General features: G+C 72.5%; 13 protein-coding genes. 9 read left to right on the top strand and 4 right to left on the bottom strand.

Features of this window, described 5'->3' with window-relative positions; translation table 11 throughout:
* The first annotated feature begins 7 nt into the window (after positions 1–7).
* Positions 8–946, top strand: a complete 939-nt coding sequence (locus tag ASG28_RS09090; RefSeq protein ID WP_055974251.1) for a 3-oxoacyl-[acyl-carrier-protein] synthase III C-terminal domain-containing protein — start codon at positions 8–10, stop codon at positions 944–946.
* A gap of 79 nt (positions 947–1025) precedes the next feature.
* Here ASG28_RS09090 and ASG28_RS09085 read toward each other — a convergent pair whose 3' ends face one another.
* A complete protein-coding gene (locus tag ASG28_RS09085) occupies positions 1026–2765 on the bottom strand; it encodes a dolichyl-phosphate-mannose--protein mannosyltransferase (protein WP_082454536.1) in 1740 nt (579 codons plus the stop codon).
* A gap of 46 nt (positions 2766–2811) precedes the next feature.
* On the opposite strand from ASG28_RS09085, the gene rsmI reads away from it, so the two are divergent.
* The 7 genes from rsmI (at position 2812) to ASG28_RS09050 (ending at position 9827) form a co-directional block, all read left to right on the top strand.
* On the top strand, positions 2812–3639 hold the full coding sequence (rsmI, locus tag ASG28_RS09080) for a 16S rRNA (cytidine(1402)-2'-O)-methyltransferase (protein ID WP_055974246.1): 828 nt from the start codon (positions 2812–2814) through the stop codon (positions 3637–3639).
* 93 nt (positions 3640–3732) lie between these two features.
* Positions 3733–4725 (top strand): NADP-dependent oxidoreductase, encoded by a 993-nt coding sequence (locus ASG28_RS09075; protein ID WP_082454535.1) that lies wholly within the window; start codon positions 3733–3735, stop codon positions 4723–4725.
* A gap of 96 nt (positions 4726–4821) precedes the next feature.
* Positions 4822–6390 (top strand): methionine--tRNA ligase, encoded by a 1569-nt coding sequence (gene metG, locus ASG28_RS09070; RefSeq protein WP_055977382.1) that lies wholly within the window; start codon positions 4822–4824, stop codon positions 6388–6390.
* Positions 6387–7373: a TatD family hydrolase gene (locus ASG28_RS09065; protein WP_082454534.1), complete on the top strand. Its 987-nt coding sequence runs from the start codon at positions 6387–6389 to the stop codon at positions 7371–7373. The genes metG and ASG28_RS09065 overlap by 4 nt, the downstream gene beginning before the upstream one ends.
* Positions 7373–8275, top strand: coding sequence for a 16S rRNA (adenine(1518)-N(6)/adenine(1519)-N(6))-dimethyltransferase RsmA (rsmA, locus tag ASG28_RS09060; protein WP_055974245.1), 903 nt, complete (start codon positions 7373–7375; stop codon positions 8273–8275). Before ASG28_RS09065 ends, rsmA begins: the two co-directional genes overlap by 1 nt.
* A gap of 3 nt (positions 8276–8278) precedes the next feature.
* The gene (locus ASG28_RS09055; RefSeq protein WP_056051154.1) at positions 8279–8875 is read left to right on the top strand and encodes a hypothetical protein; all 597 of its coding nucleotides are present in this window, start codon (positions 8279–8281) and stop codon (positions 8873–8875) included.
* Between the two features lie 13 nt (positions 8876–8888).
* Entirely contained in the window at positions 8889–9827 is a 939-nt protein-coding gene (locus ASG28_RS09050; RefSeq protein WP_055974243.1) for a 4-(cytidine 5'-diphospho)-2-C-methyl-D-erythritol kinase, read from the top strand.
* Between the two features lie 110 nt (positions 9828–9937).
* Here ASG28_RS09050 and ASG28_RS09045 read toward each other — a convergent pair whose 3' ends face one another.
* Positions 9938–11605 (bottom strand): glycosyltransferase family 39 protein, encoded by a 1668-nt coding sequence (locus ASG28_RS09045; RefSeq protein WP_055974240.1) that lies wholly within the window; start codon positions 11603–11605, stop codon positions 9938–9940.
* Between ASG28_RS09045 and ASG28_RS09040 the strand changes: the two genes are divergently transcribed.
* A complete protein-coding gene (locus ASG28_RS09040; RefSeq protein WP_082454533.1) occupies positions 11604–12887 on the top strand; it encodes a ThiF family adenylyltransferase in 1284 nt (427 codons plus the stop codon). The genes ASG28_RS09045 and ASG28_RS09040 overlap by 2 nt on opposite strands.
* Before the next feature lie 11 nt (positions 12888–12898).
* Here the strand turns inward: ASG28_RS09040 and ASG28_RS09035 are convergent, their stop codons facing one another.
* Both ASG28_RS09035 and moaA read right to left on the bottom strand, forming a co-directional pair.
* Positions 12899–13216, bottom strand: coding sequence for a MoaD/ThiS family protein (locus ASG28_RS09035; protein ID WP_054146903.1), 318 nt, complete (start codon positions 13214–13216; stop codon positions 12899–12901).
* Between the two features lies 1 nt (position 13217).
* Positions 13218–14312, bottom strand: coding sequence for a GTP 3',8-cyclase MoaA (gene moaA / locus ASG28_RS09030; RefSeq protein ID WP_369814157.1), 1095 nt, complete (start codon positions 14310–14312; stop codon positions 13218–13220).
* Between the last annotated feature and the right edge of the window lie 61 nt (positions 14313–14373).

The following is a 14373-nucleotide window of genomic DNA, read 5'->3' as shown; positions in this document are numbered from 1 at the left end:
GACGACCATGAAGAACTGCCAGATCGCCGGTTGGGGCACCTATCTGCCCGACGAGGTGGTGGCCTTCGGGGCACAGACCCGGTACCGGGTCGCCGACCACACCTCGCAGCTCGACATGCTCGCGTCGGCGGCCGAGCAGGCCCTCGAGCGCGCGGGCCTCCGCCCGGACGACGTCGAGTGCGTCATCGCGGCCTGCGCCGCCGGCGTCCAGCCGATCCCGTGCACCGCCGCACTGGTCATGGAGCGCGTCGCGCCGGGTGCCGCGGCCGCGGCGTTCGACGTCAACTCGACCTGCACCAGCTTCGTCACGGCCGTCGACGTCGCCTCCCGCTACCTGGCCGACGGCGAGTACGACAACGTGCTGATCGTCTCGGGCGACGTCGGCTCGAGGTTCCTCGACCCCGGCCAGCGAGAGAGCTTCGAGCTGTTCTCGGACGCGGCGGCCGCGGTGGTCCTCACCCGCGGCGCCGACGACCCCGAGGGGCCGGGCGTGATCGCGAGCCTGCAGCGCACCTGGCCGGCGCACGCGCACGACACCGAGCTCCGCGGTGGGCTGTCGCGGCACCCGGCGCAGGCGTACGCCGACGGCGACCCGAGGGACTACCTCTTCGACATGAACGGTCGGCGGGCGCTCATGGGGATGCTCGCCGTGCTGCCGGGCTTCTTCGCGGCGTTCTTCGAGAAGGCCGGCCTCGGCCTCGACGACGTCGACCTCGTGGTGCCGCACCAGGCGAGCGGAGCGCTGGGCATCGCCATGCGTCGACTCGGCATGGCACCCGGGACGTACGTCGACGCCGTGGCCGAGTACGGCAACATGGTCTCGGCGTCGGTGCCGTACACCCTGGCCCGCTGTCTCGACGACGGCCGCCTGGGTCGTGGCGACACCGTCCTGCTCTGCGGCACGGCGGCCGGTCTCACGGCGAACGCGCTCGCCCTGCGGCTCTAGGCGACGGCCGCGGCAGCGACGGCGGCAGCAGCGACGACGGCAGCCGCGACGACGGCAGCGGCTGTCGTGGCCCCGGCGGCTACTTCCAGCTGGGGATCCAGTAGTGCAACCGGATGAACTCCCAGTCCTCGAGCTGCCCCGTCCACAGCGGGTAGAAGAAGACCGAGACCGCGACGGCGACCACCACCACGATGGCCGTGACGCCGATGCCGCTCAGCCGACGGGACCGATCGTCGGTGCGTCGGCCGAGGACGATGCCGAGCACCGCGGCCAGACCGAGCACGAGGTAGGGCTCGAAGGCGATCGTGTAGAACTGGAACACCGTGCGGTCGGTGAACGCGAGCCACGGCAGGTAGGCCGCCGCGACGCCGACGAGGATCGCCCCGTGGCGCCATTCGCGGTACCGCGCCACGCGGTAGACGAGGTAGAGGCAGGCCGCGACCGCCGCGTACCAGATCAGCGGGTTCGCGACCGAGGTGATCGCCTCGCCGCACCGGGCCACGTCGCAGCCGCCCTGGCCCTCGTCGAACCCCTGGTAGTACATGCTCGTCGGTCGCAGCATCAGCAGCCAGGTGAGCGGGTTCGCCTGGTACGCGTGGGGGGTGTGCAGGCCGACGTTGAACCCGTAGACGCCCGCCTGGTAGTGCCAGAAGTTCTGCACGACGTCGGGCACCCACGCCAGGGCGCCCGTCCAGCGGGTGCCGCCGTCCTCGACCCAGCTGCGGTAGTAGCCGCCCGAGGTCACGAACCAGCCGGTCCAGCTCGCCAGGTAGGCCACCACGGCGACGGGGACGGTCAGCAGGAAGCTCACCGGTGCCTGCTTGAAGAGCGTGCCCGACAGCCAGAACTCCACGCCGGCCCGGCGGCGCGCGACCATGTCGACGACCACTGTGTAGACCGCGAAGAACGCCAGGAAGTACAGGCCGTTCCACTTGACGGCCGTCGCGAGGCCGCACATCAGCCCGGCCGTCACCAGCCAGGGACGCGCCCAGAGGGCAGGACCCCAGGCGACGTCGTGACCGGCACCGCGCCTCCTCGCCCGCCAGGCCTCGAGCCGCCGGGCGCTCTGCCGGCGGTCCAGCAGCACCGCCCCGAAGGCCAGCAGGCCGAAGAACATGACGAAGTTGTCGAGCAGGGCCACCCGCGACATGACGATCGCGTGCCCGTCGATCGCGAGGAAGAACCCCGCCAGCGTGCCGAGCAGCGTCGACCGCAGCAGCAGGGACCCGATGACCGCGACCAGGGCGACCGCGAGGATGCCCACGACGGCCGTGCTGATGCGCCAGCTCGCCGGGTTCTCGGGGCCGACCGCCGCCATGCCGAGACCGATCAGCCACTTGCCGAGGGGCGGGTGGGCGACGAACGACGGTGCGGCGAGGAACCCGTCGACCCCGCCGGCGGCGAAGGTCGGGTCGTAGTCGGCCGGCCACGACCCCTCGTAGCCCAAGTTGAACAGTGACCAGGCGTCCTTGACGTAGTAGGTCTCGTCGAACACGAGCGTCGCGGGCGAGTTGAGGTGCCACAGCCGCAGCACCGCGGCCAACAGCGTGACCGCGAGGGGGCCCGCCCAGGCCCAGACGCGCCTCCTGACCGGGGTGCGCAGCACGCGTCCCCACCAGGCGTCGAGCCGGGTCAGGGGAGCCTCGCGGGTGTGGGCCGCGGTCGTGTCGTCGACCGACGTGCCGACGCGCGGGACGACCGCCTGTCCGGCGAGCGGACCGGCCGGCACGAGGGCCGGCTCGCCCGCCACCGGACGGGCAGGAGGCGCGGTGTCGGTCTCGACGAGCGCGTCGAATTCGCGCTCGGGCCCGGTCGTCATCGGGCCATCGTAATTGTGCGGTCCGGGGGCGGGGGACAATGGGCGGGTGATCGTGCTCGCCGCCACCCCCATCGGAAACCTCGGCGACGCCAGCCGCCGCCTGATCGAGACGCTGTCGAACGCCGAGGTCGTCGCCGCCGAGGACACGCGCACGGCGATCCACCTGATGCGCGCCCTGGGCGTCGAGAACCGCCCCCGCCTGATCGCCCTGCACGAGCACAACGAGCGCGAGAAGGCGGGCGAGATCGTCGAGCTGGCCCGCGCCTCCGACGTGGTCGTGCTCACCGACGCCGGCATGCCCGCCATCAGCGACCCCGGGTTCCCGCTCGTCGAGGCCGCCGCCGCCGCGGGCGTCACCGTCACCGCGATCCCCGGCCCGTCCGCGGTGCTCACCGCGCTCGCCGTCTCGGGACTGCCCACCGACCGTTTCAGCTTCGAGGGCTTCCTGCCGCGGAAGCAGGGTGACCGGCTGCGTGTGCTGGGCGCGCTCGCCGACGAGCGCCGCACCATGGTGTTCTTCGAGTCGCCGCACCGCCTGGCCGATTCGCTGGGCGACCTCGTGACGGCCCTCGGGGCCTCGCGCCGCGTCGTCGTCTGCCGCGAGCTGACCAAGCTGCACGAAGAGGTGCGCCGGGGCAGCGCGGCCGAGCTCGCCGAGTGGGCGGCCGAGGGCGTGCGCGGCGAGATCTGCATCGTGGTCGAGGGCGCCCCCGAGCGCGTCGTCGACCTGGCCTCCGGACTCGCCCAGGTGCAGGCCCTCGTGGCCGACGGCATTCGGCTGAAAGAGGCGACCACCGACGTGGCCGCCGCCACGGGCCTGTCGAGGCGCGACCTCTACCAGGCCGCCCTCGCGGCCCGCCCGCCCCGTGCGTAGGGCGTCGCGTACCCCTCGCAGGGCGGCGGGTGCAAGCTCGGTGCAGGCACGTGCCCGCAGGAGGCGCGGCCCACCACGATCAGGAGGCACGGCATGAAGGCGGTCCGTTTCGAGCAGTACGGCGACATCGACGAGCTGAAGGTCGAGCAGGTGGCGAAGCCCGAGGCGGGTGCCGGCCAGGTCGTGGTCGCCGTCAAGGCGGCGGGCCTGAACCCCGGCGAGGCGGCGATCCGCGCCGGACTGATGCACGACGCGTTCCCGGCGGCGTTCCCGTCGGGGCAGGGGACGGACTTCGCCGGCGTCGTCGACGAGGTCGGAGCGGGCGTCGACGAGTGGTCGGTCGGCGACGAGGTCGTCGGCTGGGCGAACCGGTCGTCGCACGCCGAGTTCGTCGTCGTCGACCACGACGAGCTCGTCGCCAAGCCCGAGAACGTGCCGTGGGAGGTCGCCGGCAGCATCAGCGTGACCGGCCCCACCGCCTACGCCGCCCTGCGCGCCGTGCAGGCGACCGAGGGCGACACGCTCGTCGTCTCGGCCGCGGCCGGAGGCGTCGGCGTGATGGTCTCGCAACTCGCCGTCCTCGGCGGGCTCACCGTGATCGGCACGGCGAGCGAGCGCAACCACGACTTCCTGCGTCAGCTCGGCGTCACGCCCGTCGAGTACGGCGACGGCGTCGTCGACCGCATCCGCGAGGCCGCCCCGCAGGGCGTCGACGCCTACGTCGACTGCTTCGGCCAGGGCAACGTCGGCTACGCGCTCGAGCTCGGCGTCGCCCCGCAGCGCATCGACACGATCATCGACTTCGCGGCCGCCGAGGAGCACGGCGTGAAGGCCGAGGGCAGCGCCCAGGCCACGAGCCAGGCCGTCCTGTCCGAGCTGCTCGAGCTGATCTCGACGAACAAGATCATGGTGCCGATCGACGGCATCTTCCCCCTCGACGAGGTGAAGGACGCCTACCGCGACCTCGAGGACGGCCACGCCCGCGGCAAGTACGTGCTCGGCATGGACGTCGTCGAGTACCCGGGCGAGCACGCGGGCGAGCGGGCGGGCTCCGACGACCGCACCGAGGAGCACGACGCGACCTGAGCCGTCGACGCGACCCGCGCCTCCTCGTCCCCGACGGCGGACGCAGGAGGCGCGGGTCGCGTCACCACGTCGGTGCCCCCACCTAAGATGGTCACCATGCCCGCCGGCGACTCCTTCTTCATCGCAACGCCCATCTTCTACGTCAACGACGTGCCGCACATCGGTCACGCCTACACCGAGGTCGCAGCCGACGTGCTCGCCCGGTGGCACCGTCAGCGGGGTGACGACGCCTGGCTGCTGACCGGCACCGACGAGCACGGTCAGAAGATCCTGCGCACCGCCACGAGCCACGGCGTGACCCCGCAAGAGTGGGCGGACAAGCTCGTCACCGAGGCCTGGAAGCCCCTGCTGCAGACGGTCGACATCGCCAACGACGACTTCATCCGCACCACCGACGCCCGCCACGAGGCCGGCGTGCAGAAGTTCCTGCAGAAGCTCTACGACGACGGCTTCATCTACCAGGGCGAGTTCGAGGGCTTCTACTGCGTCGGCTGCGAAGAGTACAAGCAGCCGAGCGACCTGGTGCCCGGCACCGGTGCCTACGAGGGCGAGCAGGTCTGTGCGATCCACAGCATCCCGGTCGAGGTGCTGCAAGAGAGCAACTACTTCTTCCGCATGAGCGACTTCGAGCAGCGACTGCTCGACCTCTACGAGTCCCAGCCCGACTTCGTGCAGCCCGACTCGGTGCGCAACGAGGTCGTCTCCTTCGTCAAGCAGGGTCTGCGCGACCTGTCGATCTCGCGACAGAGCTTCGACTGGGGCGTCAAGGTGCCCTGGGACGAGAAGCACGTCGTCTACGTGTGGTTCGACGCCCTGCTCAACTACGTCACGGCGATCGGCTACGGCGTCGACGACGACGAGTTCCGTCGCCGCTGGCCGGCGGTGCAGCTCGTCGGAAAAGACATCGTGCGGTTCCACGCCGTCATCTGGCCCGCCATGCTCATGGCCGCCGGGCTGCCGGTGCCGAAGAACGTCTTCGGTCACGGCTGGCTGCTGGTCGGCGGCGAGAAGATGTCCAAGTCGAAGCTCACGGGCATCGCCCCGCAGCAGATCACCGACGTCTTCGGGGCCGACGCGTTCCGCTACTACTTCATGCGCGCCATCACCTTCGGCCAGGACGGCAACTTCAGCTGGGAAGACATCGCGGCCCGCTACCAGGCCGAGCTGGCCAATGGGTTCGGCAACCTCGCCTCGCGCGTCGTGGCCATGATCACCCGGTACTTCGACGGCACCGTTCCCCTCGCCGGCGACCTGACCGAGGCCGACCTCGCCGTGCGCGAGACCGAGCTGCGCGTCACGGCCGAGGCCGACGCGGCGATCGACCGCTTCGCCATCAACGAGGCGTTGGCCTCCATCTGGCAGCTCGTCGACCAGCTGAACGGCTACATCACCGAGCAAGAGCCCTGGGCCATCGCGAAAGACGCATCGCAGCGCGAGCGGCTCGCGACCGTCCTCGCCACGGCCCTGCGGGGCCTGGGCACCCTCACCGTGCTGCTGTCGCCGTTCATCCCGACGGCCACACACACCCTGTGGCAGTCCATCGGGCAGGGCGCGCTGACCAGCCAACCCGTCGACCGCGCGGCCGAGTGGTCCAGCGCTCCCGAGGTCCAGCCGCTCGCCGCCGGGCTCTTCCCGCGCATCGAACAGCCCGAGCCCGCGGCATGAGCGACGTCACGACCGGCGACGGCGCGACCGGCGGGCCGGCCGGCGGCGCGCCCGCCGGGGACCCGGCAACGCACGTCCGCCACCGCTCGTCGGGCGCCGACGGCCAGAAGCGCGACCTGACCTACCCCGCGCCTCCTCAGCCCCTCGTCGTGCCGGTCTACGACAACCACACGCACCTCGAGATCGCCGACGGCGTCGGAGACGACGGTGACGGCCCCCTCGACTACCGCGAGCACCTCGACCGGGCCTCGGCCGTGGGCGTGCGCGGTGTCGTGCAGGTCGGCACCGACCTCGAGACGTCCCGGTGGTCGGCCCAGATCGCCAGCCGCGAGCCCCGCGTGCTCGCCGCCGTCGCGATCCACCCGAACGAGGCCCCGGCCCTCGCCGCCGCGGGCACCCTCGACGACGCCCTGGCCGAGCTCGACGAGCTCGCCGCCCGCCCGCGCGTGCGTGCCGTCGGCGAGACCGGCCTCGACTTCTTCCGCACGGGCGACGACGGTCGCGCGGCCCAGCTCGAGGCCTTCCGCGGTCACATCGAGATCGCCAAGCGCCACGGCCTGGCCCTGCAGATCCACGACCGCGACGCCCACGACGACGTGGTCGACCTGCTGCTCGAGGTGGGCGCTCCCGAACGCACCGTGTTCCACTGCTTCAGCGGCGGGCCCGAGCTGGCGAGCATCCTCGCCGAGAACGGCTGGTACGCGTCCTTCGCCGGCACGGTGACGTTCAAGAACGCGCAGCCCCTGCGCGACGCGCTCGTGCAGCTGCCGCGCAACCTGATCATGGTCGAGACCGACGCGCCCTACCTGACGCCGGTGCCCTACCGCGGTCGCCCCAACGCGCCGTACCTGATCCCCTTCACGCTGCGGTCGATGGCCGAGACGATCGGCACCGACGTGTCGATGCTGGCCGCCCAGATCTCGTCGACGACCGAGCTGGTCTACGGCACCTGGGACAGCGAACCCGTGACGGTCGAGGGCTGATGTCGCGCGCCACCCTGCTCGGCCCCGCCGAGATCCGCGACCTGGCCGACCTGTTGGGCGTGCAGCCGACCAAGAAGCTCGGGCAGAACTTCGTCCACGACGCCAACACCGTGCGTCGCATCGTCGCGGCGTCGGGCGTCTCGGCCGGCATGACCGTCGTCGAGATCGGCCCCGGGCTCGGCTCGCTCACCCTGGGCCTGCTCGAGGCGGGCGCCAAGGTGGTGGCCGTCGAGATCGACAAGCGACTCGCCGAGCAGTTGCCGAAGACCGTCGCGCAGCTCCAGCCGGCGGCCGACCTCACCGTCGTGGTCGACGACGCCCTGCGCGTGACGACCCTGCCCGACGAACCCACCCACCTCGTGGCGAACCTGCCGTACAACGTCAGCGTGCCAGTGCTGCTGCACTTCCTCGAGCACTTCGGCGGGCTCGAGCACGGGCTCGTCATGGTGCAGTCCGAGGTCGGTCTGCGGCTCGCCGCCGAGCCCGGCTCGAAGGTCTACGGCGGCCCGAGCATCAAGGCCGCGTGGTACGGCGAGTTCCGCGCCGCGGGCCAGGTCAGCCGCCAGGTGTTCTGGCCGGTGCCCAACGTCGACAGCATCCTCGTCGCCTTCGACCGCAAGCCGGCCCGGGGCAGCGAACTCGAGCGTCGGGCGACGTTCGCCCTCGTCGACGCGGCGTTCCAGCAGCGTCGCAAGATGCTGCGCCAGTCGCTGTCGTCCCTCTACGGCTCGTCCGCGGCGGCGTCCGAGGCCCTCGAGCGTGCCGGACTCGCCCCGACGCAGCGGGGCGAGCAGCTCACCGTCGACGACTTCCTCGCCGTGGCCCGGGTCAGCGATGTCGACGCCCTCGCCGGGGCGTCCGTCGCTGCCGTGCTGCACGCCGACGAGGGCGAGGCCGACTGAGCCGTGCCCCGACGCAGGAACGACGCCGGCGGCGTGCCCTCCGGCACGGGCGAGGGCGGGCGTGGGCGCGGCGAGCAGAGGCTCAGCGACGCCCGACTCGGTTCGGGCACGGGGCGGAGTGCGGCCGAGTGGTTCGCGCGGCTCGACGCCGCGGGGGCGACGCGACTGTCCCACGAACAGATCTCGCGCCTCCTGGTCGACGAGTTCGAGGTCGTGCCGTGGTGGGCCGAGGGCATCACGGTCCGGTACGAGCAAGAACGCGGCGTCGAGCCGCCGGGGCGTCAGCCCGACGGCAGCTACGCGGTCACCGTCGGCCGCAGCCTGCGGGGTGGAGCGCTCGAACTGTTCGACCTCGCCGTCGACCGGTTCACCCGGTACGCCGGGGGTCCGCCCGAGGTCGTCGCCCGGTCGGCGACGCGACCGACCGCCGACTGGACCCTCGCGCACGGGGACACCCTGCGCCTCCAGGTGGTGTCGACCGACGGTCCGAAGTGCTCGGTGTCGTTGACGCAGGGCGGCCTGCGCCTGCCCGAACGGGTCCAGCCCGTGAAAGAGGGGTTGACGCGGGCGTTCGGCGTCATGGGCGATCGCCAGAACTGACTAGGTTGGACGCATGACGTCCGTGGCCGCCCCGACCGTGGTCCACACGCGTGCGCCGGGCAAGATCAACGTCTTCCTCGCCGTCGGCGATCTGCAGGACGACGGGTACCACGACCTCGCGACCGCCTACCAGGCCGTGTCGCTGTACGAAGACGTACGTGCGCGGCACGCCGACGGCTTCACGGTCAGCGTCACGGGCGGTCCGTCGATCGACGTGTCGGGCGTGCCGACCGACGAGTCCAACCTGGCGATCAAGGCCGCGCGCCTGCTGGCCGAGACGACCGGCTACACCGGAGGCGTCGCACTGACCGTCGACAAGGCCGTCCCGGTGGCCGGCGGCATGGGGGGCGGTTCGGCCGACGCGGCCGCGACGTTGCTCGCCTGCGACACCCTCTGGGGCACCGGCGTGGGCCGCGACGAACTGTTGCGGCTCTCGGCCCGGCTCGGTGCCGACGTCCCGTTCGCCTTCGCCGGCGGCACCGCGATCGGCACCGGCCGCGGCGACGAACTCAGCCCGGCCCTGGCGAAGGGGCAGTTCCAGTGGGTGCTGGCCGTCGCCGACGTCGGCCTCTCGACGCCCCGCGTCTACGACGAACTCGACGCCCACCGGCTGCGGCACCAGGGCGAGATCCGGTCGGTGCGGCATCCCGTCGTCGACACCGGCGTCCTGCAGGCCCTCCGGGCAGGCGACCCGGGCATGCTCGCCGACGCCATGCACAACGACCTCCAGGCGCCCGCTCTGCACCTCCAGCCGGGCCTGGCCGACGTCCTCGAGCTCGGCGAGGGCAACGGCGCCCTGGCGGGCATCGTGTCGGGTTCCGGCCCGACCGTGGCGTTCCTCGCGCCCGATCTCGACGGCGCCCTCGAGCTGCAGATCGCCCTGAGTGCCGCCCGTCTCACGGTGGTGCGCGCCACGGGCCCCGTGCACGGCGCCCGCGTCGTCACCGACTGACTCGCTCACCGTAGGCCCTGAGACCCCAGGAAGTCGCCGAGACCCCAGATCGCGCAGAGGGGTCTCGGCGCATTCCTGGGGTCTCGGCGACTCGCGGGGCTCTCGCGGGCTCAGCGCTCGTACTTGAGGACGTTCGTCCGGGTGAGGTGCCACTCGTCGGCGACGTGGAACCCCTTCGCGGCGAGGTCGGCGGTGACGCGGGGGCGCCAGTCCTGCTTGTCGCTCGTGATCAGCCAGACCACGTCGAGGTCGTCCGTGCGGTCGATGACGTCCTCGAGCGGGTGCTGGACCTCCCACAGGCCGCCGGTCTCGGCCGCGGGGGTCTCGAGCGTGAAGTCGGACATGCCCTCGAACGCCGCGGGGTAGGTGTTCTCGATGATGCGCGACGTCGCCTTGGGGTGCCGACGCACGGGCCCGAACACGACGCCCTCGGTCGTTCCGGCGGGCTCGAGGGCGCGCTGCTCGGCGACGAGGTCGGCCACCTGGTTCCAGGCGGCGGAGTCCTTCGCCTCGGGCTGCCGCTGACGCTCCCAGGTCGGGGCGGTGAGCACCAGGGCGAGCAGCAGCACGAGCGCGATGACCCGCCGCCAGGGGATGGCGGCCACCGCGACGGCCATCATGATCGCGACGGCCGGGGTGCCGAAGGTCAGGTAGCGCGGTGAGTAGAGCGGCTCGGTCACGAGCGAGACGCCCACGAGACCGAGGACGGGAACGATCATCCACGGCAGGACGACCTCGGCGAGACCCCGGGCGCGGGGCACGAGACCGGCGACCACGACGACCAGGCTGGCGACCACGAGCATCCAGCCGAAGACGGCGAAGCGGTCGTTCTGGTAGAACCACTGCGTCGTGAGCACCTGGTTGATCGTCTCGAAGCTCGGCCGGTCGAGCCAGCCGACCTGGCCGCTCTGCTCGGAGGTGAAGTACACGACGGGCAGGCTCGCGAGACCAGCGACGGCCGCGCCGGCGAACCAGCCCAGGAACGAGCCGCGCGCGCCGTGCGGTCCGCCGACGAGCGGGGCGGGGGCCGCGGCGTCACGCGACCCCGCCACCGACCCAGCGGAGGCGCGGAGGCGGCGCTCACGTCGCCACTGCACCAGCATGGTGACGCCGTGCCCCACCACGACGAAGGCGACGTAGAGGAAGAACAGCACCGAGACGACGGCGAGCACGGCGTAGGCGACCCACCAGCGCACCGCCGACGCCCGGGTGCGGGTCTCGCCCACCTGGGCGGTGCGGCGCGAGGCGGTGACGAGCACGAGGGTCAGGGCGACGGCGAACATCGCCGAGAAGGCGTACGAACGGCCCTCGCCGCCCATCCAGGTCACGCGGGGGATCAGGCAGAACAGCAGGCCGGCGACCACGGCCGTCCGACGGTCGGCCAGCGTGCGGGCGAGGACCACCGTGAACGCGGCGGCCAGACCCGTGACGATCGTGCTGGGCACGCGCAGCGACACGGGCGAGTACGGGAACACGTCGAACCACAGGTGCATGAACGCGTAGTAGGTGGCGTGCACCAGGTCGACGGTCTGGACCATCTGCCAGAGCTGGCCCCAGCTGCGGGTCGCCGAGATGACCGTCGCGGCCTCGTCGTACCAGACCGAGGGCACCCACAGGAAGGCTCCCGAGATCACGGCGGCCAGCAGCCCGATCAGCAGGGCGTCGAGGTGACGCCAGTGCCGGAGGCGCGCGAGGGTCGTGCCCCGACCGGTGTCGGTCGTCGTGGATACAGTGGGCGCGGTCGATCGACCGTCGGCCGGATGCAGGAGGTTCGTCATGTCGTCTCTTCCCCCTCTCGGCGGATCTCGCGCGCGACGCGGTGGTGACGCGCACGGGGCGGCCGTGCGCGACGGTGGCGTGCACGGTGCCGACGTGCGCGACGGCGGACACGGCGGCGACCCCGCCGAGGGCGAACGCTACTCGCGAAGCGTGCGCCTGCCGGGGTTCGGTCTGGGCTCCCAGGGGCGCCTGGCGGCGTCGAGGGTGCTGGTGGTCGGGGCCGGCGGGCTGGGCGCGCCGGTCATCCAATATCTCGCAGCCTCGGGTGTGGGAACCCTGGGAATCGTCGACGACGATGCCGTCGACCTGTCGAACCTACAACGCCAGGTGCTGTTCCGCCCCGACCAGCTGGGCTTCCCGAAGGCCCGCGCCGCCGCCGACTGGGTACGTGCCGCGAACCCCGACGTGACCGTCGTCGCCCACCCGTTCCGCCTGAGCGAACGCACCGCCGACCTGCTCGACGACTACGACCTCGTGGTCGACGGAAGCGACTCGTTTGACACCTGCTACCTGGTGGCCGACGCCGCGGCCGCTCGCGGCCTGCCGGTGGTCTGGGGCAGCGTCAACCGCTGGGACGGCCAGTTCAGCGTCTTCTGGGACGACGCCCCCGACGGCCGGGCGGTCGACTACCTGGACCTCCACCCCGCCCCGCCCGCCTCGGGCTGGGACGAGTCCTGTGCCGACGTCGGCGTGCTGGGGCCGCTGTGCGGCACGGTGGGCACGGGCATGGCCAGCGAGGTCGTGAAGCTGCTGACCGGGCTCGGCGAGCCGCTGCTCGGCCGGGTCGTGACCGTCGACGCCCTGGGCGGCACCTGGCGTGAGAGCCGGTTGGCCCGTGCCCCGCACCGGGTCGAGGCCCGGGCCACGGTGAACGACGCGCGCCGCGCCTCCTCGTCCTCGGTCCCGGGGGCGCAGGCGACCACCGCCGACGCGCCGGTGCGTGGTCGCAGCGTCGGACCCGACGTCGACGCCGACGAGCTGACGACCCTGCTCGGGGCACGCGAGGCCGGTGACGTCGCCTTCACCCTCCTCGACGTGCGTGAGGTCGACGAGCACGACTTCGCCCACATCGCGGGTGACGTGCAGGCGCCCGGGTACGGCACGCGCACCCGTCAGCGGCCCGAGCTCGACCCGACGCAACGGGTGATCGTCTATTGCGCCCGCGGGCCGCGGGCCCGAGCCGCGGCCGACCTGCTGGCGGGCGACGGCTTCGACGTGTCGGTGCTGCACGGGGGCATGCTCGGGTGGCAGCTCGCGCAGGGGGCGCCCACGCGACCCTAGGCGGGCGGCGCTCAGCCGCCGGCGAAGGGCGGCATGACGTCGATCACCGTGCCGTCGGGCACGAGCTGCTCGCGGTCACGCGTGGTCAGCCCGTCGACGAGGAACGAGCAGCGCAGCAGCACGTCGCGGAAGTCCGCGGCCGACACGCCCTCGACCGGGCGGACCTCGGTCAGCAGGCGTCCGATGGTCGGGCGTTCGCCCGCGGGCACCTCGACGCGCTGATCGTCGCGGCCCACGGCGGTGCGGGCGGCCGCGAAGAAGCGCAGGGTGGCCGAGACGGAGGCCGAAGCGGCTTCGCCGACGGTGGGGGCGGGGTTCGTGGTCGTCATCTCAGCCTCCGATGGCGCTCATGGTGCGTTCGGGCTGGACGAAGTCCGGGTCGTCGATGCCGTGGCCCGAGGGCTTGGCCCACATGGCGCCGCGCCAGGCATCGGCCAGTTCGACGTCGCTGGCCCCGCTGCGCAGCAGGTCGCGCAGGCCGGTCTCGCCGCCACTGAAGAGGCAGCTGCGGATGCCGCCCTCGGCGGTCATGCGGGTGCGCCGGCAGTCGGCGCAGAACGGTTCGCTGACCGAGGCGATGATGCCGACCCGACCGGTCAGCCCGGCGTCGTCACCTCGGCCGACGGCGTCGAACAGCTCGGCGGGGGCGCCGTCGCGCAGGACGTCGGCGGGGCTCAGGTCGAACCGGGTGGCGATCAGAGAGTGGATGTCCCGCGAGGTGACGAAGGAGGCGCGGTCCCAGCTGCGGTCGGCGTCCAACGGCATCTGCTCGATGAAGCGCAGCTCGTGGCCGCCGCGCAGCGCCCAGGCGAGCAGGTCGGGGGCTTCGTGGTCGTTGACGCCGGGAAGCAGCACCGCGTTGATCTTGACCGGGGTGAGGCCGGCCGCCGCCGCGGCGTCGACCCCGGCGAGCACCTTGTCGAGGAAGGGGCGACGCGAGACCTTCATGAACGTCTCGGCGTGCAGCGAGTCGAGCGACACGTTGACCCGGTCGAGGCCGGCGTCGGCGAGGGCCTGGGCGCGGTGGGCCAGGCCGATGGCGTTCGTGGTCAACGAGACCTCGGGCCGCGGGTCGATCGCGGCGACCCGTCGCACGATGTCGATCAGGTCGGCGCGCAGCAGGGGCTCGCCGCCGGTGAACCGCACCTGGCGGATGCCGAGGTCACGCACGCCGATGCCGACCAGCCGCACGATCTCGTCGGCGTCGAGCGCCTGCTCACGGGGGAGCGCCGGCAGGCCGCCGGCCGGCATGCAGTAGGTGCAGCGCAGGTTGCACTTGTCGGTCAGCGAGACCCGCAGGTCGGTCGCGGTCCGACCGAAGCGGTCGAGCAGTCCCGGTGCCACGTCGTTCGTCGGCCGCGGGGGCAGCAGGGCGTCGGCGGAGGCCCGGCCGGGCATGGTGGGCAGTCCGAGCGAGACGGTCATCCGTCGAGGTTAAGCCCGCGGGGCCGAACGTGCGGTGTTCGGGGGAGGCGACCCGCGCCTC

The sequence above is a fragment of the Frigoribacterium sp. Leaf415 genome (assembly GCF_001424645.1).
Taxonomy (GTDB): Bacteria; Actinomycetota; Actinomycetes; order Actinomycetales; family Microbacteriaceae; genus Frigoribacterium.
The sequence above is the reverse complement of the archived record's forward strand: the minus strand, read 5'-3'. Positions and strand labels throughout refer to the sequence as shown.

Coding starts and splice junctions, on each gene's coding strand:
- ASG28_RS09090 (WP_055974251.1), top strand. CDS start 8: ATGAAGAACTGCCAGATCGCCGGTTGGGGCACCTATCTGCCCGACGAG.
- ASG28_RS09085 (WP_082454536.1), bottom strand. CDS start 2,765: ATGACGACCGGGCCCGAGCGCGAATTCGACGCGCTCGTCGAGACCGAC.
- ASG28_RS09075 (WP_082454535.1), top strand. CDS start 3,733: ATGAAGGCGGTCCGTTTCGAGCAGTACGGCGACATCGACGAGCTGAAG.
- metG (WP_055977382.1), top strand. CDS start 4,822: ATGCCCGCCGGCGACTCCTTCTTCATCGCAACGCCCATCTTCTACGTC.
- ASG28_RS09065 (WP_082454534.1), top strand. CDS start 6,387: ATGAGCGACGTCACGACCGGCGACGGCGCGACCGGCGGGCCGGCCGGC.
- rsmA (WP_055974245.1), top strand. CDS start 7,373: ATGTCGCGCGCCACCCTGCTCGGCCCCGCCGAGATCCGCGACCTGGCC.
- ASG28_RS09050 (WP_055974243.1), top strand. CDS start 8,889: ATGACGTCCGTGGCCGCCCCGACCGTGGTCCACACGCGTGCGCCGGGC.
- ASG28_RS09040 (WP_082454533.1), top strand. CDS start 11,604: ATGTCGTCTCTTCCCCCTCTCGGCGGATCTCGCGCGCGACGCGGTGGT.
- ASG28_RS09045 (WP_055974240.1), bottom strand. CDS start 11,605: ATGACGAACCTCCTGCATCCGGCCGACGGTCGATCGACCGCGCCCACT.
- ASG28_RS09035 (WP_054146903.1), bottom strand. CDS start 13,216: ATGACGACCACGAACCCCGCCCCCACCGTCGGCGAAGCCGCTTCGGCC.
- moaA (WP_369814157.1), bottom strand. CDS start 14,312: ATGACCGTCTCGCTCGGACTGCCCACCATGCCCGGCCGGGCCTCCGCC.